General features: G+C 57.2%; 14 protein-coding genes. 4 read left to right on the top strand and 10 right to left on the bottom strand.

Features of this window, described 5'->3' with window-relative positions:
* Positions 1-36: 36 nt before the first annotated feature.
* From cdaR to dgt, 3 genes are all read right to left on the bottom strand, one after another.
* Positions 37-1,194 carry a DNA-binding transcriptional regulator CdaR gene (gene cdaR, locus APT89_RS19630; RefSeq protein ID WP_032644978.1) on the bottom strand — a complete coding sequence of 386 codons (1,158 nt, stop codon included), beginning with the start codon at positions 1,192-1,194 and terminating at the stop codon, positions 37-39.
* 146 nt (positions 1,195-1,340) lie between these two features.
* On the bottom strand, positions 1,341-2,777 hold the full coding sequence (gene degP / locus APT89_RS19625; protein WP_028015572.1) for a serine endoprotease DegP: 1,437 nt from the start codon (positions 2,775-2,777) through the stop codon (positions 1,341-1,343).
* A 131-nt stretch (positions 2,778-2,908) separates the two neighbouring features.
* The gene (dgt, locus tag APT89_RS19620; RefSeq protein WP_028015571.1) at positions 2,909-4,423 is read right to left on the bottom strand and encodes a dGTPase; all 1,515 of its coding nucleotides are present in this window, start codon (positions 4,421-4,423) and stop codon (positions 2,909-2,911) included.
* Positions 4,424-4,505: 82 nt separating this feature from the next.
* Between dgt and mtnN the strand changes: the two genes are divergently transcribed.
* The 3 genes from mtnN to APT89_RS19605 are packed head-to-tail and all read left to right on the top strand — an operon-like array spanning position 4,506 to position 6,642.
* Complete coding sequence (gene mtnN, locus APT89_RS19615) at positions 4,506-5,204, top strand: 5'-methylthioadenosine/S-adenosylhomocysteine nucleosidase (protein WP_028015570.1); 699 nt, start codon at positions 4,506-4,508, stop codon at positions 5,202-5,204.
* On the top strand, positions 5,197-5,997 hold the full coding sequence (gene btuF / locus APT89_RS19610; protein WP_045631184.1) for a vitamin B12 ABC transporter substrate-binding protein BtuF: 801 nt from the start codon (positions 5,197-5,199) through the stop codon (positions 5,995-5,997). Before mtnN ends, btuF begins: the two co-directional genes overlap by 8 nt.
* 21 nt (positions 5,998-6,018) lie before the next feature.
* A complete protein-coding gene (locus APT89_RS19605; RefSeq protein WP_028015568.1) occupies positions 6,019-6,642 on the top strand; it encodes a TRIC cation channel family protein in 624 nt (207 codons plus the stop codon).
* 58 nt (positions 6,643-6,700) lie between these two features.
* On the opposite strand, the gene erpA is transcribed toward APT89_RS19605, so the two are convergent.
* Entirely contained in the window at positions 6,701-7,045 is a 345-nt protein-coding gene (erpA, locus tag APT89_RS19600) for an iron-sulfur cluster insertion protein ErpA (RefSeq protein WP_008501923.1), read from the bottom strand.
* Positions 7,046-7,124: 79 nt separating this feature from the next.
* Entirely contained in the window at positions 7,125-8,525 is a 1,401-nt protein-coding gene (gene clcA / locus APT89_RS19595; protein WP_041911200.1) for a H(+)/Cl(-) exchange transporter ClcA, read from the bottom strand.
* A gap of 177 nt (positions 8,526-8,702) precedes the next feature.
* Here clcA and hemL point away from each other — a divergent pair, with 177 nt between their 5' ends.
* Positions 8,703-9,983, top strand: a complete 1,281-nt coding sequence (gene hemL, locus APT89_RS19590; protein ID WP_041911201.1) for a glutamate-1-semialdehyde 2,1-aminomutase — start codon at positions 8,703-8,705, stop codon at positions 9,981-9,983.
* A 93-nt stretch (positions 9,984-10,076) separates the two neighbouring features.
* Here hemL and fhuB read toward each other — a convergent pair whose 3' ends face one another.
* The 5 genes from fhuB to APT89_RS19565 form a co-directional block, all read right to left on the bottom strand.
* Complete coding sequence (gene fhuB, locus APT89_RS19585; RefSeq protein ID WP_041911202.1) at positions 10,077-12,059, bottom strand: Fe(3+)-hydroxamate ABC transporter permease FhuB; 1,983 nt, start codon at positions 12,057-12,059, stop codon at positions 10,077-10,079.
* The gene (gene fhuD / locus APT89_RS19580; RefSeq protein ID WP_028015564.1) at positions 12,056-12,946 is read right to left on the bottom strand and encodes a Fe(3+)-hydroxamate ABC transporter substrate-binding protein FhuD; all 891 of its coding nucleotides are present in this window, start codon (positions 12,944-12,946) and stop codon (positions 12,056-12,058) included. Before fhuD ends, fhuB begins: the two co-directional genes overlap by 4 nt.
* The gene (gene fhuC, locus APT89_RS19575; RefSeq protein ID WP_028015563.1) at positions 12,946-13,743 is read right to left on the bottom strand and encodes a Fe3+-hydroxamate ABC transporter ATP-binding protein FhuC; all 798 of its coding nucleotides are present in this window, start codon (positions 13,741-13,743) and stop codon (positions 12,946-12,948) included. Before fhuC ends, fhuD begins: the two co-directional genes overlap by 1 nt.
* Positions 13,744-13,793: 50 nt before the next feature.
* Positions 13,794-16,049 (bottom strand): ferrichrome porin FhuA, encoded by a 2,256-nt coding sequence (gene fhuA, locus APT89_RS19570; protein ID WP_060573347.1) that lies wholly within the window; start codon positions 16,047-16,049, stop codon positions 13,794-13,796.
* A 203-nt stretch (positions 16,050-16,252) separates the two neighbouring features.
* The gene (locus tag APT89_RS19565; RefSeq protein ID WP_082632958.1) at positions 16,253-17,257 is read right to left on the bottom strand and encodes a fimbrial protein; all 1,005 of its coding nucleotides are present in this window, start codon (positions 17,255-17,257) and stop codon (positions 16,253-16,255) included.
* Positions 17,258-17,269 lie beyond the last annotated feature (12 nt).

Genomic DNA, 17,269 nt, shown 5'->3' with positions numbered 1-17,269 from the left:
GAGAGGGATGGGGTGAGGGCACCAGACCGCACTCAGTCATCTCTGTTCGTCCAGCTGCAACGCGACATAGAGCAGCAGCCTGTCGTCAAAGTTTCCCAAATCCAGCCCCGTCAGCTCCGAGATCCGGTTTAGCCGGTACTCAAGCGTATTGCGGTGAATAAACAGCGCTTTTGAGGTCGCCAGCGGTTGCACGTTATGGCGAAACCACGCCTGCAGTGTCCGGCGCAGCAACCCATTGTTGTCCATCGCCTTCAGGCGCGCTAATGGCCGGGCCAGCTCATTGGCCTGCCAGCCGCCGCGCAGGCTGTCGAGCAGCACCGGCAGCATCAGATCCTGATAGAAATAACTGCGGCTCTCCGGCATCCGCTGCTTGCCCACCATCATGGTGGTGCGCGCGGTACGCCAGGACCGGGCGATGCTGCCCGGCCCGGTAAAGTAATTGCCCAGGGCAACGCGAAAACGCAACTGGCCGTTCTCCTGCATACGGGAAATCAGCAGTTCCACGCGACGACGATGGTCCTCAGCATCCCAGCGGCCAAACGCATTGAGCGCCGGTTTGAGCACCACCATTTCCGTCAGCGAGACGATCGCCACCAGGTTGTCGCGCTCCGGCGTCGCCAGCGCATTTTGCAGTTGCTGCAGCTCGGCCATCGCGCTGTCTACGCCAAGCTGTCCGCTATCGACCTCAATCACCGCCACCACGCGCGGCTGGTTCAGATCGATCCCCAGACGCTGCGCCCATTCGCTGAGTGCAGGCGTATGTTCTTCCGCCTGAATCAGGTTCATCACCAGCTCTTCACGTAAGCGGCTGTCCTGGGCAAGCAGATGCATCAGACGCGACTGCTCCAGCATCATTTCCGCCGTCATGCAGACCAGCTCGCCGTATTTACGCAGAGATTCCGGTTCGCCCGTCAGGCCAATGACGCCAACAATTTCCCCTTCCAGACGCAGCGGCAGGTTGATCCCCTGACGCACGCCGTGCAGGTGTTTTGCTACCGCATCATCGATATCGACCACGCGGCCCTGAGAGAGCACCAGCAGGGCTCCTTCGTGCAATTCCCCAATACGCTCGCGATCGCCGCTGCCAATAATGCGCCCGCGGGCATCCATTACGTTGATATTGGTATCAATGATGCGCATGGTGCGCGCCACGATATCCTGCGCCATTTTGGTATCTAGATGCCAGCCAGCCATGTAACCCTCCTGTGAGCAGAGCTCAAGCATAGGGAAGTTCAGCAGCGACTGCATTGTGCGAATGCACAAAGTGAGAGGGGGAAGTATGGAGTTGCGGTAGGCGTCACAGAAACAAGAAAGCCCCTGCGTACAGGGGCTTAAGAGAATTACTGCATCAGCAGGTAAATTGAGGTGTCACCGCGCTGGATATTCAGCGCCAGCACGGACGGTTTGCTGTCGAGAATTTTGCGCAGTTCAGCGATGTTTTTCACCGGTTGCTGGTTAGCCCCCATGATCACATCGCCTTTTTTCAGGCCGATACGGGCAGCAGGTGAATTTGCTTTCACGTTGTTCACCACCACGCCTTTGTCCTGGCCCTTGTTACTCATCTCTGCGCCTTCAATTCCGCTGAAGATGGTGCTGGAGTCCACCTGATTCTGGCTGCTCTGCTGCAGCTCCAGGCTTACGTTAACCGGTTTGCCGTCACGCAGCAGGCCAAGGGTCACTTTGCTGCCAATTGGCATCGAGCCCACTTCCGCACGCAGGGCGGCAAAGCTACTAATCGGTTTACCGTTCAGAGAGGTGATTACATCACCCGCTTTAATGCCCGCCTTCGCTGCAGAGGAGTTCGGCATAACCTGGCTGACGAACGCACCGCGCTGCGCATCAACCTTCATCGCTTTCGCCAGCTCGGAGTTCAGCTCGGTACCCATAATACCCAGCTCACCGCGTTTCACCTGGCCGTACTGCACCATCTGAGCAGTCAGGTTTTTCACCATGTTGCTCGGGATAGCAAAGCCGATACCGATGTTACCGCCGTCCGGTGCCAGAATAGCGGTGTTGATACCGATCAGCTCGCCGTTCAGGTTCACCAGCGCACCGCCGGAGTTACCACGGTTAATGGCCGCATCCGTCTGGATGAAGTTTTCATAGTTTTCCGCATTCAGGCCGCTACGGCCCAATGCAGAGACGATACCGGAGGTCACGGTTTCACCCAGACCGAACGGGTTACCGATAGCGACGGTATAATCGCCCACGCGCAGCGCATCGGAGTCGGCAATTTTAATGGCCGTCAGGTTCTTCGGATCCTGAATCTGGATCAGCGCGATGTCGGAGCGCGGATCTTTACCCACCACTTTAGCATCGAATTTACGACCATCGCTCAGCTGAACTTTAATGGTGCTGGCGTTATCCACAACGTGGTTGTTGGTGACCACGTAGCCTTTTGCGGCATCAATAATCACACCGGAACCAAGCGCCATGAATTTCTGTTGCTGGCCGCCGCCCTGGCCGTCATCCCCTGCGCCACCGCCCTGACAGAACGGAGAACTCTGGAATGGCGAACCGTCCTGGCAGAACGGTGAATTGTCACCGAAGAACTGCTGGAAGTTACGCGGCATGCGCGGCGTATTGACGGTCGTGCTGCCCTCAACGTTAATACTCACCACCGATGGCATCACTTTTTCGAGCATCGGTGCCAGGCTTGGCATCTGCTGCGCGGTTGCTGCCGACGACGCGGTCTCGGCTGCAGTAGCAGTCAGAGGAGACAGCGCTAAACCTAAACTCAGAGCCAGTGCACTCATTGCTAATGTGGTTTTTTTCATGTTTCTCAATCTCGATTTACAGGTAACGCAAAATTGCTGTGTAACTCAGATTCATTTTATACCGCTTAGTTCCGGCCATAAGTTTATGGAAAAGGTAAAAATTTATTGGCCTTCTTTACAAAACTCCGGAATTATTCCACGGCCATGAGCTTGCGGTATTCATCCCAGGCATACAAATCGGTCATGCCGCTGATATAGTCCTGGATTAGACGGCAGCGATAATAATATTCCATCACCGGCCATTCCAGAGCGTGGCGATCCAGCTTACCCATCGCTTCGACATACGCCAGCCGATGGCGGGTAGAAAGTTTCTGATAAAGCCGGGATTCGATAGGAATTCGCCGCACGCGTTCTTTTTCCACCAGCTCGCTAAACTCCTCGACGGAGAGCTGAAGCAACGGGGAATAAATTTCCAGTAATCCACTGATTACACGGTATCCCTGCAGTTCCAGCTGCTCGACATCAGGATGGCTGAACACATGCCGCATCGCCACATGTTTATAAAGCTCAAGGAGTTGGCTGAAACTGCTGTCATCTTCCAGCAGCGCATGATTGAATTCCCCGCTAAAGATTTGCGGCAAATTATCAATAAAGCGCGAGGCGGCATACGGCACCAGTTTATTTAATGTATTGACCCGCAAATACATAAAGAACTGATCTTCCGTACTGCGGCTCAACGTATTTGAGCGCGATTTTTCCCAGGCATTTTCGACAACCTGCGCAAACAGCGATCCTTTTTCATGGGTTCCCCATGCCGCATAAAGATGCTGATAAAGCTCCTCGACGCTGAATATTCTTTTCTCAACGGCATCTTCCAGGTCAGCCACGCAATAGGAAATATCGTCGGCGGCTTCCATAATCCACGTCAATGGGAATCGGCCGTTTGGCGTCAGGGAAAGTTCTTTACGCAGCCGTTCTATATAGGCCTCTTCGGAAAGGTAATAGCCCGGTTTTTTCATTAAATAGCTATGGGATGCGGGCGTCTCCCCCATCCACCACGCGGGACGCGTATATTTCAAAATGCAGCCAACCTGCGCCCAGGTCAGGTTCATGCGCATCAGGGAGTGCACCAGCCGGATCCCCTGCGCGTTGCCCTCAAAGTGACAGAGATCCTGGCGCACTTTGCGCCGCAGATCGTTCAGCCCTTCTTCGCCTTCACGCAGGCGTAAATCGCGCACGATGCAGCGGTCATCGCTGAGTGGCTGACTTGCCGCATCCGACGGATAAAGCCGTTGTTTAAACCAGTCATTAATAGCCGCCTCGCCAAAATGGCCAAAAGGCGGGTTGCCGATGTCATGCATCAGGCAGGCCATCTCAACGATGCTCTCGAAGGGCCCCGTCAGCTCATCCAGGCCATAGGTTTCCAGTAAACGCTGCTCTTTGAGGCGGCTTAAAATCTCTTTGGCAATATAACGCCCGACCTGCTGCACTTCCATGGAGTGGGTTAAGCGCGTGCGCACCGCGGCGTTACGCTCCAGCGGGAATACCTGGGTCTTTTGCTGCAGACGCCGGATGGCGGGCGAGTTAATAATCCTGCCGCGATCGCTTTCGAAGATACGCAGGATCTCATGTTCGCTCTTTTCGCCCTGCGGCGAACGGAAACGTCGGTGCCAGTTAATTTTGGTACGAAAATCGATTGGTGACATGTGCTCCCCCGCGTGAGAATGCGTTTCCCCTTAACCGCATGATAGACTATGCCTCTTAACAAGGCACATCGCGAGTAAATCTATGAAAATCGGCATTATTGGTGCAATGGAAGAAGAAGTTACGCTCCTGCGTGACAAAATTGAGAACCGTCAGACCCTCTCTCTCGGGGGTTGTGAGATCTACACCGGGCAGTTGAACGGTGTTGAGGTGGCTCTGCTGAAATCAGGCATCGGTAAAGTGGCTGCTGCGCTGGGTGCGACCCTGCTGCTTGAGCGCTGCAAGCCGGACGTCATCATTAACACGGGCTCAGCAGGCGGTCTGGCACCGACGCTGAAAGTGGGCGATATCGTTGTCTCCGACGAAGCGCGTTACCACGATGCTGACGTCACCGCGTTCGGCTACGAGTATGGCCAGCTTCCGGGCTGCCCGGCAGGGTTTAAAGCTGACGATAAACTGATTGCGGCGGCTGAAGCCTGCATTGCTGAGCTCAATCTCAACGCGGTACGCGGCCTGATTGTCAGCGGTGATGCGTTCATCAATGGCTCCGTCGGTCTGGCGAAAATCCGTCATAACTTCCCGCAGGCGGTTGCCGTAGAGATGGAAGCGACCGCGATTGCGCACGTTTGCCACAATTTCAGCGTACCGTTCGTGGTGGTTCGCGCCATCTCTGACGTGGCAGACCAGCAGTCTCACATCAGCTTCGACGAGTTCCTGGCCGTTGCGGCAAAACAGTCCACCGTGATGGTGGAACGCCTGGTGCAGAACCTGGCGCGTGGCTAAACGGTCTATCAGGGCGCTGGCCGCCCTGCTGCTGCTTGCACCGGCGTGGCTGTTCGCCGCGCCGCGTGTGATTACCCTCTCTCCCGCTAACACCGAACTGGCGTTTGCCGCCGGGATCACCCCCGTTGGCGTCAGCAGCTTTTCAGATTACCCACCACAGGCGGCCGGCATTGAGCAAGTGGCAACCTGGCAAGGGATGAACCTTGAGCGCATTGTGGCGCTTAAGCCGGATCTCGTGCTGGCCTGGCGCGGCGGTAACGCCGAGCGGCAGGTTAACCAGCTCACCTCGCTTGGCATCAAGGTCATGTGGGTTGACGCGGTAAGTATTGAGCAGGTCGCTCAGGCTCTGCGCGCCCTGGCCCCTTATAGCCCTGCGCCTCAAAAAGCCGAGAGTGCGGCGAACCAGATGCTCAGCGACTATGCCGCGCTGAAAGCCCAATACGATACGCCTGTTAAAAAGCGCATCTTCCTGCAGTTCGGCAGCCAGCCGCTGTTTACCACCGGAAAAGGCTCGATTCAGAACCAGGTGCTGGAAGTCTGTGGCGGTGAAAATATCTTTGCTGCCAGCCGGGTACCGTGGCCTCAGGTGAGCCGTGAGCAGGTTCTGGCGCGCCAGCCGCAGGCCATCGTCGTGGTCGGAAATGCGAGCGAGATTCCTAAAATTAAACAATTCTGGCAGAGCCAGCTAAAAATTCCGGTGATCCCACTCAACGGTGACTGGTTTGAACGCGCCAGCCCGCGTATTATCCTCGCCGCAAAACAGCTCTGTGCCGCCCTGGCAGAGGGTCATTAACATTTGTTCGAGGATTTAACGATGCTCGTTTATTGGCTGGATATTCTTGGTACAGCCGTTTTTGCTATCTCCGGCGTCCTGCTCGCCGGAAAACTACGCATGGATCCGTTTGGCGTGCTGGTGCTTGGCGTGGTGACCGCCGTTGGCGGCGGGACAATCCGCGATATGGCGCTGGCAAATGGCCCGGTGTTTTGGGTGAAAGATCCTACAGACCTGGTCGTGGCGATGGTGACCTGTCTGTTGACCATTGTGCTGGTTCGCCAGCCCCGCCGATTACCCAAATGGATATTGCCGGTACTGGATGCCGTCGGTCTGGCCGTGTTTGTGGGGATCGGGGTGAATAAAGCCTTCAATGCCGGAACAGGGCCAATGGTGGCGATCTGCATGGGGGTATTAACCGGCGTGGGCGGCGGTATCATTCGCGACATTCTGGCGCGTGAGGTGCCGATGATCCTGCGTACTGAAATTTACGCAACGGCCTGTATTGCGGGCGGCATTGTCCACGCGACCGCGTACTACACGTTTGCACTTCCGCTGGAAAACGCCGCGATGCTGGGGATGGTCGTGACGCTGGTGATACGTTTAGCGGCGATACGCTGGCACCTGAAGCTGCCGACGTTTGCGCTGGATGAAACTTCAAGATAAGCGTCGTTTATAAGCCCGGTGGCGCTTCGCTTACCGGGCCTACAATCCGCATTCAGGCTTAAATGCTGAACGAAGAACCACACCCGCAGGTGCTTGTTGCGTTCGGGTTGGTTACCACAAAACGCGAACCTTCCAGACCTTCGGTGTAATCCACCGAACCGCCCACCAGATACTGCAGGCTCATCGGGTCAACTACCAGCGCGACGCCTTGCTTCTCGATGGTCATATCGCCGTCGTTCACCTGATCGTCAAAGGTAAAACCGTACTGGAAGCCGCTGCAGCCGCCACCGGTAATATAGACACGCAGTTTCAGATCCGGATTGTCTTCGTCGGCAATCAGGGTTTTCACTTTGTTGGCTGCTGCTTCGGTAAACTCCAGCGGCACAGCTACGTCATCACTCATCTTATGCTCCCATGAATACTGCTATTGGGTAAAATTCACCCAATTCTTTTCGTCATTATCTAATACCCTGGTAATTCATTCAAGTATTCTGCGTGGCGGCCCGCTCCGCCTCTTGTTTTGCCAGGGTACGCGCGAGGATGGTGGAGTATAGCGGTTTTCCACCCAGGAATTGGGCTAATAGTGTCGCGCCGAGACAGGTAATGATCATTGGCAAAATGAGCTGGTAATTATCCGTCATCTCCAGCACCAGCACGATGCCGGTTAACGGCGCGCGCAGGGAGGCGGCCAGCAGCGCCCCCATTCCGGCCACCGCAAAGGTGCCGGCGTCCAGGTGGTAAGCGGGGAAACCTGCCTCAGCCGCCATACCAAACGCGGTGCCGAGCAGCGTTCCCAGCGCCAGCATCGGGGCAAAAATCCCGCCGGGCGCGCCGGAGGAGAAGCACAGTACCGTCGTAATGACCCTGGAGAAAAACATAAACAGCAGCAAACCCACGCTGAAATTCCCGGCTGCGGCAATGGGAATCAGCCCGAAACCGCCGCCCGCGGCATTCGGTTCGATAAAGCCGAGCACGCCACAAATGCCGCCCAGCAGGCCGCCCATCAGCACCCATTTCGTGGTATTGCCGCCGTGAACGCGCTGGAACATATCCTGAGCGCGTAAGATAAAGGTGTTAAACAGCGGGCCCACCACACCAAAAATCATGCCGAGGATCAGGTATAGCCACAGGGTGTTAACCGGTGCGTTGGTCAGTTTACCGACTTCAATCACCGCCCCTTCGCCATTAAAGATGCGAAAGACGATGCTCGACATAATGACGCCGGTGAACACCGCTTTAATGGAGATCAGGTTGTAGCGGAACTGCGCGCGCATCTCTTCGATGATGAACAAAATACCGGCCAGCGGCGCGTTAAACGCCGCAGAAAGCCCCGCCGCTGCACCGGTGGCCAGCAGCGTATGGCGCGCCTCGGCGCTGCGCATGCGGAACAGATCGCCCACCATGCGGCCGACGTTCCCCCCAAGCTGCACCGTTGGCCCTTCCCGGCCGAGCACCATCCCTGCGCCCAGCGTCCCCATGCCGCCAATAAACTTAACCGGGATCACCCGCCACCAGCGCACCGGGCGCAGCTCCTCCAGCGCGCCTTCAATTTCCGGGATGCCAGACCCGCCCGCCTCCGGGGCGAATTTACGCACCAGAAAATACCCCACCATGGCAAACAGCGCAGACAGGCCGAATGCCGCTACCCAGACCAGCCATTCGCGATCGGCAAAACCGGCTACGGTACCCACTCGCCAGTTGAGTACGGCGTTAACCGCTTTTTCAAACGCCACGCCAACCAGCCCTGCAAGGGTACCCACCACGGCAGCGGCCAGCAGGATCGCCAGCGGCGTTTTATCGCGATTGAGCAGCCGCCGAATGCTGATTCGGTGCTGGGCGCGCGTAAACTGTTGTTCTTCGAAAGACGGGGAATCTGATTTCATGTCCTGTTCTTATTCGTCATACAAAAAGCCGCGAAGATTTTACCAGAGACCTTCCCTGCGACGCCTGAAAAATACTTAACAAATCTTAAAGCATTAACAGGCTAAAAATTTCATAACCTTCTGCGGATCACTTAGAATAGTGTGCTTAATCATTTTATACGAACCAGGAACGACGCCATGAGCAAGTCTGAAAACCTCTACAGTGCAGCCCGCGAGCTAATCCCCGGTGGCGTGAACTCGCCAGTACGCGCCTTTACCGGCGTGGGCGGCACGCCGCTGTTTATTGAACGTGCTGACGGCGCGTATCTGTATGATGTCGATGGCAAAGCCTATATCGATTACGTCGGTTCCTGGGGGCCGATGGTTCTCGGACATAACCATCCTGCCATTCGTAACGCGGTCATCGAAGCCGCGCAGCGCGGCCTGAGCTTCGGTGCGCCGACCGAGATGGAAGTGAAAATGGCGGAGCTGGTTACCGAACTGGTGCCGACCATGGACATGGTGCGTATGGTGAACTCCGGTACCGAAGCCACCATGAGTGCCATCCGTCTGGCGCGCGGCTTTACCGGTCGCGACAAAATCATCAAATTCGAAGGCTGCTACCACGGCCATGCGGACTGCCTGCTGGTGAAAGCGGGCTCCGGCGCGCTGACCCTCGGCCAGCCAAACTCGCCTGGCGTACCTGCTGATTTCGCGAAGCACACCCTGACCTGCACCTACAACGATCTAAACACCGTTCGCGCGGCGTTCGAGCAGTATCCGCAGGAGATCGCCTGCATTATCGTTGAACCGGTTGCGGGCAACATGAACTGCATCCCTCCGCAGCCTGACTTCCTGCCGGGCCTGCGCGCGCTGTGCGATGAGTTCGGCGCGCTGCTGATCATCGATGAAGTGATGACCGGCTTCCGCGTGGCACTGGCGGGCGCCCAGTCTTATTATGAGGTTGAGCCGGACCTGACCTGCCTCGGCAAAATCATCGGCGGCGGCATGCCGGTCGGTGCTTTCGGCGGTCGTAAGGACGTGATGGAAGCCCTGGCGCCAACCGGACCGGTTTACCAGGCGGGCACGCTATCCGGTAACCCAATTGCCATGGCTGCAGGCTTCGCCTGTCTGACCGAAGTGGCGCAGCCGGGTATTCATGAAACCCTGACGGACCGTACCACGCAGTTGGCAAACGGTCTGCTGGAAGCCGCAGAAGAAGCGGGAATTCCGCTGGTTGTTAACCACGTGGGCGGCATGTTCGGGATTTTCTTCACCGATGCGAAAACCGTGACCCGCTATCAGGACGTGGTGAAGTGCGACGTTGAACGCTTCAAGCGCTTCTTCCACCTGATGCTGGAAGAAGGCGTGTACCTGGCACCGTCCGCGTTCGAAGCGGGCTTTATGTCCGTGGCGCACAGCGAAGAAGATATCAATAACACCATCGACGCGGCGCGTAAGGTGTTTGCGAAGCTTTAAGATGTGCGGCTTGATGCCCTCACCCCAACCCTCTCCCACAGGGAGAGGGAGCAAACACTAAAACGGCAATCTAAAGATTGCCGTTTGCTTTTATTACCGACTCTGCTTTCTCAACAGATAGATAAAGTAAGGCGCACCGATAAAGGTCGACAGCAGGCCCGCCGGGATCTGATACGGGAACAGCACCATCCTTCCACACCAGTCGGCAAACACCAGAATGACCCCGCCCGTCAGGGCCGACATCACAATATGTGGCATCGTCCGTCGGAAACCCATCATTCTGGCGATATGCGGCGCCATCAACCCTACAAAGCTTAGTGGACCGATGGTCATGGTGGCGGTTGCCGTCAGACACGCCGCCAGCAGAAGAAGCGCGACGCGCGTTGGCGTCAGCGCTAAGCCAACCGCACGCGCGGTTTCGCCCCCCAGCGGCAGAATGGTCATCCAGCGACGGCACAGCGGTACCATCGCCAGCAGCACGATCATAACGCTTCCTGACCAGGCAACCTGGCTGGCGGTGGCGTTGTACGTTGAGCCGGAAATCCAGGTCAGGATCTTCGCCATGCGCGGATCGCCGCTCGCCTGCAGCATCATCAGCAGCATAGTAAAGGCGGTGCTGAGCGCCATACCGGCCAGCAGCATGCGGTGCGGAGAAAATCCGCCGCGGCCAGAGGCAACCAGAATAATCATCAGCGTGGCCGCCGCACCGATACTCCCGGCAGGCATCAGCCAGCCAAACGCATTGCCCGGCACCAGGAAGAGCATCAGCACCACGCCAAAGGCTGCGCCGGAGCTGATCCCCAGCACTTCAGGGCTTGCCATCGGGTTGCCGGTCAGACGCTGAATAATACAGCCCGCCACCGCCAGCATCACCCCGGCAATCAGCGCGGAGAGAATACGCGGCCAGCGCCACTGCAGCAGTTCGTTGAGTAAGTCACCCGTTGCCCAGTGCCAGCCTGCGGCATCGCGCCCAAACGCGAGGGCGGCAAACGAGGCGATAAGCAACACCGCAAGACCGGCAAGGCTGAACCACAGCACCGACTGACGTTCAGCGTAGACCTTATCGCCCGCGTCCATCGCTGGGGCGCTGATGCTGCGCAGACGCGGGAGCAGCCACAGCAGCAGCGGCGCCCCAATAAGCGCCGTTGCCGACCCGGTAGACACTTCCATCCAGACGCGCGCCAGCCAGATAATGATCTGATCGGAAAGCCAGAGGATCAGCGCCCCGATCAGCGGCGCCAGCAGCAGACGTGCCAGAAGGCGACGCGCCCCGAGCATTTTCGCCAGCAGCGGCGCAAAGAGGCCGATAAACCCGATGATGCCAACCGCGTTAACCAGCAGAGCGCTCAGCACAATCGCCAGCGTGAGCGCCGCCAGACGAGCCAGCGACAGCGCCAGCCCCAGGTTGCGCGCCACGCCATCATCCAGCCCCATCAGAGTGAGCGGGCGCAGAAGCAGCAGCGTAAGCACCACGCCGCCAAACAATTGTGGCCACAAGCGCTGGACGATACTCCAGTCGGTCTGGGTGAGCGTGCCGGTGCTCCACATAAACATGCTTTGCAGCTGGTCGTGGTGAAACAGCACCAGAAGCTGGTTGATCGCGCCGCAGTAGAGGCTGACGACCAGCCCGGCGAGGATCAGCGTGACCGGCGAGAGACGTTTTCCCCAGGCCACGCCAAAGACCAGCGCGCCCACGACGCAGGCACCTGCCAGCGCGGCAAACTGCGAGGTTAATGCCCCCGGCAGCGTCCAGAGGGTGGTGATGGTGATCCCCAGCTGTGCACCCGTCGCCACGCCCAGCGTGGTTGGCTCCGCCAGCGGGTTACGCAGCACCTGCTGGAACAGCACGCCCACCAGCCCCAGCCCCGCCCCGACCAGCAGGGAGATGCTAAGACGCGGCAGCAGGCTGTAGTGGAACAACATCTGCTGAATATTGTCGATATCCGGGGCGGCAAACGCGGCCGCCCACTGCTCGCGCGGCAGTGCCGTGGAGAGGTTGAACCCGGTTAGCGCCAGCGCCGCCAGAAAAATCAGCCCCAGCAGCAGCGCCGGGAAACGGGCAATACGCGTACTCATGCTTTGCCCCCCATCACGTTGTCCAGCACGCGGGCAAAGTGCATTGCCGACAGCGTCGCGCCGTAAAACCATACCGCAGGGGCGCGCAGGAAGCGCTGCTCGCGCACGAACGGCATCGCCTGCCAGAGCGGGGTCGCCATCAGGGTTTGCATTTCACGCTCGTTGCCATGGTCAAAGCACAGCACGTCGACGTCGCGAAACGCCGCCAGGCGGTCGATGCCCACGGCGGTGCTTCCCCAGAACGTCATCTCGCCTTCCCAGGCGTTGCGAATGCCGAAGTTGTCGAGCACTTCCTGGAACAGGCAGTTCTTTCCAAAGACCAGCATATGGCGGGCATCCAGCAGCGTCACCATCAGCAAAGGCCGATCGCCACGGCGGGCAAAGCGCGGCTTAAGAGACTCAATCAGCGCGTCAAACTCATCGAGATGCTGTTTTGCTTCCGCTTCCCGGTTGAGGAACTGGGCCATCTCGTGGATGGAATTTTTTGCCATGGTCAGCGGCTTTTTACCGTCGCTAAAGGAAAAGCCTCGTCCCGGCGCAATCTTCGCCATGATCTCTTCCGACGGGCCATACCCCGCAGACCAGAATAAATAAGACGGTTTCATCTGCGTGAGAAGCTCAAGGTTTGGCTCCGTGCGCAGACCGATGTCGATGACCGAGTCCGGCAGTTTTGGCTCATTCACCCACAGGGTGTAGTTGGGAATGTCGGCCACGCCGTAGGGCGTGATACCCAGGGCCATCATCAGCTCGACGGGTAACCACTCCAGCGCCACGATGCGGTGCGGATCGATAGCGGCGGCGCGGGCCGGGGCCATCTTCAACAGCAGCGGCGAGAGCGCCATGGCCGTCAGCAGGCGACGGCGGCTAATGTATGTTGAATCCAGCATCAGTAGACAAAGCTCACGGGAGCAGCCCCGGCAGGGTGAGGCAAAATACCCATCGGAATACCGTAAATATGTTCCAGCGTTTCGCTGCGCATCAGCTCAGATGGCGTGCCCTGAGCGATCATTTCACCGCCGCGCAGCGCGACGAGGTAGTCACAGTAGCGTGCCGCCATGTTGATATCGTGCAGGACAGCGATCACCGTCAGGCCGCGCTGCTGGCTTAAGCGATGCACCAGCGCCAGCACGTCGACCTGATGGGCGATATCCAGCGCAGAGGTCGGTTCATCCAGCAGCAGGCAGCGGCTGTCCTGCGCCACCAGCATCGCAATCCACGCCCGCTGACGTTCACCGCCGGACAGACTATCCACCAGGCGATGCGCCAGCGGTTTTAGCCCTACCAGCGCAATCGCCTCTTCTACTTTCTCCCGGTCGGCGACGCCGAAGCGGCCAAGCGCCCCGTGCCACGGATAGCGGCCAATCGCTACCAGCTCACGCACCGTCATCCCTTCCGCCTGCGGCAGCTGCTGCGGCAAGTAGGCCACCTTGCGGGCAAAGGCTTTACTGCTCCAGCCCTCCAGCGGCCGATCGTCCAGCAGAATATCCCCTTCAGAAGGTGGCTGGTGGCGTCCCAGCATCTTGAGCAGTGTGGATTTACCGGAACCGTTGTGGCCAATCAGGCCCGTCACTTTACCGGCAGGGAACGTCAGAGAGAGCGGATGCAGCAGGGTGCGCCCGGGTACGCGAAAGGAGAGATTATTGAGCGTAAAGGTGGTGTCGGATTGCGTTTTATTATCCTGCATGTCAGCCAACTTAAATAAAAAGGGCACGGCGAACCGTGCCCATAAAGAGGTTAGAAGCGGAAGGTCGCGGTGGCGACAACCTGGCGTTCAGCACCCCAGAAGCAACCGTAGGTGTTGAAGCAGCTGGCAACGTACTCACGATCGAACAGGTTGTTCACGTGAAGCGCGATGTTTGAGCCGGCCATGCCTACACGCGCCAGATCGTATCTGACCAGTGCATCAACCAGTGTATAGCTTCCAACAGTGAAGCTATTCGCCGGGTCACCTTTGCTGGAGCCGGTATAACGCACGCCGGTACCCAGCGTCAGGCCAGACAGTGGGCCGTCAAACATCGTGTAATCACCCCACAGGGATGCCATATGTTTTGGTACCTGCGCCGGCGTGTTGCCTTTGTAGTTGGTGTCGGTGGTGTACTCAGCATCGGTATAGGTATAAGAACCTACAACGTTAACGCTTGCAGAGAGCGCCGCTTTCGCTTCCAGCTCTACGCCACGGGCACGGATCTCACCACCCTCAACGGAGAAGGGTGAGCCCGCCGGGTCAGCCATCAGGTTGTTGGTTTTGGTCAACTGATACACTGCACCGGTGATGACGATCGGACGATCGTTCGGCACGTATTTCACGCCCGCTTCGTACTGTTTGCCTTTAGACGGCGAGAACGGTTTACCCTGAGCATCGGTCAGAGAAGCCGGTTCGAAGGATTCGCTGTAGCTGAAATAAGGAGTTACCCCGTTGTCGAACAGGTAGTTAACGCCGCCACGCCAGGTGAACTGAGTATCATCACGCTTGGCGGTGGTATTTAATACGCGGTTGTAGGACTCCTGATCGGCCCAGTCGTAACGGCCGCCCAGTGTCACCAGCACTTTATCCCATTCGATCTGATCCTGAGCGTAAACGCCGGTCTGCTTCTGCTTGTTCAGCACCTGGTAAGCACCAGACGGTCCAGGGTGTGAACCGAAATCGAAATCGCCACGATCGAGATCGTAAATATCGGATGGCGCAACGGAGCCGGCGTAGCCGAACCAGGAGTTAATGTCATTACGCATGCGCATGAAATCAACGCCTGTCAGCAGGGTATGGTCGAGAGCCCCCGTCGCGAACTTGCTCTGAAGCTGCGTATCAACGGTGAAGTTTTGCAGCTTCTCGTCATCGATCACATACTGGCGAGTCAGCGTATGCCCCCATTGTGACTGAGGAATGCTCGCGCAAGGGCTGGATGCCGGATTACTCGAATAGAGCGGATCGGAACACATGCCGTAGCCGTAAACGCTGTTTTGCGAGGTTTTGTTCTCGGCAAAGCGCAGATTCTGACGTACGGTGAAAGTATCGTTGAATTCATGGTCGAAGCTGTATCCCACCATTTTCTGGTTACGGGAATAGGTGTTGTTCTTTGCGCCTTCATTGAAGTTAGTCGGCAGACGATCGCCGTTTGGCAGCGGGTCAACCGTCCCCTCTTTTGGCAGCCAGCCGTAGTAGCCCGTTTCAGGCTCGTTCTGGAAGTAGGAGAGGAACGTGAAGGTGGTTTTATCATCCGGACGCCAGGAGAAGGATGGCGCGATGGCATAACGCTGCTCGCCCTTATCTTCCTGCTGCGAATTGTTCGAGCGCGCAACACCCGTCAGGCGGTATGAATAGATGCCGTCATCGTCGATCGCATCGCTAAAGTCAAAGCCGGTCTGGAACAGGCTGTCCGTACCCACTTTAAACTGGATCTCTTTCAACGGCTCGGTTGTTGGGCGCTTACTTACCATGTTCAGCAGGCCGCCCGGGCTGCTTTTACCGTACAGAACGGAAACCGGACCGCGCATGATTTCAGCGCGCTCCAGCATATACGGGTCAATCACCGCGTCGTTGTAGAAGTTGCCCTGCAGCTTCATGCCGTCGAGGTAGTTATTCTGGCTCTGGCCGTCGGCCGCGAAACCGCGAATAACCAGGTAGTCGTAAGTATTGGAAGCACCACGTGTGCCTACTGCAACGCCCGGGGTATAGCTCAGAGCTTCTTTAACGGAACGTGGCTGATGCAGCGCCATCTCTTCGGCAGTTACCACAGAAATAGACTGTGGAACCTTTTGAATTGGGGTGTCTGTTTTGGTACCGGTCGCAGATTGGCGAGCGGCGATAGTCGCAGCAGGTCCCCAGGCACTTTCCTGTGCAGCAGGTGCGGCAGTAACGGTAATGGTTTCTTCTTTTTTAGGGGTTTCGGCAGCGTGAGCAAATGCAGACATGCCGGCAACCGCTGTGGCTACGACAACCGCGACTTTACGCAGCGACGTGTTAATTGGCTGAGCAGTATTGGAAAGCGCCATGTTTATCTCTGATGGAAAAGTGAATGATAACGTAAACGAGAATTATTATTATGACCGCAGAATAATATGCGAAACGCTGGTTGCATAGCAAGCAGTAAGCGCCCCTACAAGATTTAAGGGTTTAAGAATTAACCAGATGAAAAGAGAGGGTTAATGAGGTTAGTGAAATGATCGCTTAAGCCCGCCGAAACGGGCAGAGAGAATTAACGGTAAAACACCTCGAACGTGGCGACGGAGTCGACTTTGCCCGCTTTAACCTCTCCCGTTTTGACGTAGCGCGCCTTGAGGGGAATTTCGACAGGAACCTTGTCCTGCGTGCTGGTTATCGCCGTGTAGTTCCGATCAAACTGCAGCACGGTATTATTCTGGTCGAGGATCTGAATGCCAACGCCCTCGGCGGCAGAGTCTCCGCTAGCGATGCCCAAAATATTGCCGTTCGTTACGCCCGTCGAGCCCGCGCTCGTGAACTGATAATCAACCTTCGTCCCTGCCGCGCAGTCGGTGATTTCAATCTTAAAGCTACCGTCAGTGAGTATGTCGGAATATTGGCCGGTAAAATCCTGCGTATTGACCGTTCTTAGCGGCACATAAATGTTCCGGTCGACCAGATTACAGGTATTGGTCGTAATGTGGACGCTGGCAGGAGAAAAGCGCATTTCACCGATCGCCGCGTTGCCCAGGATATCCATTGACGTTAATCGCGACGTATCCAAATCCCCCTCCTGGATATCGCCCGTCACGACCAGCTGTGCAGCGGCGCGAAACGTCGATGTGCTCTGCGAATAACCATGTATCGAACCCAGATAGTGGATAGGCCGGACAATATCCTCTTCATTGTAACCGGGAAAGCGTTCGCTCGACGCAGCCGCGCGGATGCCAATACCCGGCACATTAGTCTGATAAACCCCGGGCATGACATCTTCTCGTGCATCGGTATCCGTGAGGTACAGATACCCTCGCCGTACTTGCGCATCGCCGCTACAGTCCACCGTCACCGCTTTACTCTCAACGCTGGCGTCATAAATGACGGTGCCGATGGGCGTGTCGGGCGCAACAACGATCACCGGAGGAAGTTGAAACGTCACCACGGCATCCACATCAGAACTGCCGTTAAAGGTGCAGTCTGCTCTGGCTGTATGGAAAAAGGCCCCCGTCAGCACGAGCAGAACGGGTAAAAGAAAAGTGTTGACCGAACGACGTAGATGCATGAAATACCTCTG

This window comes from Enterobacter sp. 50588862 (assembly GCF_001462935.1).
GTDB lineage: Bacteria > Pseudomonadota > Gammaproteobacteria > Enterobacterales > Enterobacteriaceae > Enterobacter > Enterobacter bugandensis.
This window is presented reverse-complemented; position numbering and strand designations above follow the sequence as displayed.

Excerpts from the sequence above, each read along its gene's own strand:
- cdaR (WP_032644978.1), bottom strand. The coding sequence starts at position 1,194 with ATGGCTGGCTGGCATCTAGATACCAAAATGGCGCAGGATATCGTGGCG.
- degP (WP_028015572.1), bottom strand. The coding sequence starts at position 2,777 with ATGAAAAAAACCACATTAGCAATGAGTGCACTGGCTCTGAGTTTAGGT.
- dgt (WP_028015571.1), bottom strand. The coding sequence starts at position 4,423 with ATGTCACCAATCGATTTTCGTACCAAAATTAACTGGCACCGACGTTTC.
- mtnN (WP_028015570.1), top strand. The coding sequence starts at position 4,506 with ATGAAAATCGGCATTATTGGTGCAATGGAAGAAGAAGTTACGCTCCTG.
- APT89_RS19605 (WP_028015568.1), top strand. The coding sequence starts at position 6,019 with ATGCTCGTTTATTGGCTGGATATTCTTGGTACAGCCGTTTTTGCTATC.
- erpA (WP_008501923.1), bottom strand. The coding sequence starts at position 7,045 with ATGAGTGATGACGTAGCTGTGCCGCTGGAGTTTACCGAAGCAGCAGCC.
- clcA (WP_041911200.1), bottom strand. The coding sequence starts at position 8,525 with ATGAAATCAGATTCCCCGTCTTTCGAAGAACAACAGTTTACGCGCGCC.
- hemL (WP_041911201.1), top strand. The coding sequence starts at position 8,703 with ATGAGCAAGTCTGAAAACCTCTACAGTGCAGCCCGCGAGCTAATCCCC.
- fhuB (WP_041911202.1), bottom strand. The coding sequence starts at position 12,059 with ATGAGTACGCGTATTGCCCGTTTCCCGGCGCTGCTGCTGGGGCTGATT.
- fhuD (WP_028015564.1), bottom strand. The coding sequence starts at position 12,946 with ATGCTGGATTCAACATACATTAGCCGCCGTCGCCTGCTGACGGCCATG.
- fhuC (WP_028015563.1), bottom strand. The coding sequence starts at position 13,743 with ATGCAGGATAATAAAACGCAATCCGACACCACCTTTACGCTCAATAAT.
- fhuA (WP_060573347.1), bottom strand. The coding sequence starts at position 16,049 with ATGGCGCTTTCCAATACTGCTCAGCCAATTAACACGTCGCTGCGTAAA.
- APT89_RS19565 (WP_082632958.1), bottom strand. The coding sequence starts at position 17,257 with ATGCATCTACGTCGTTCGGTCAACACTTTTCTTTTACCCGTTCTGCTC.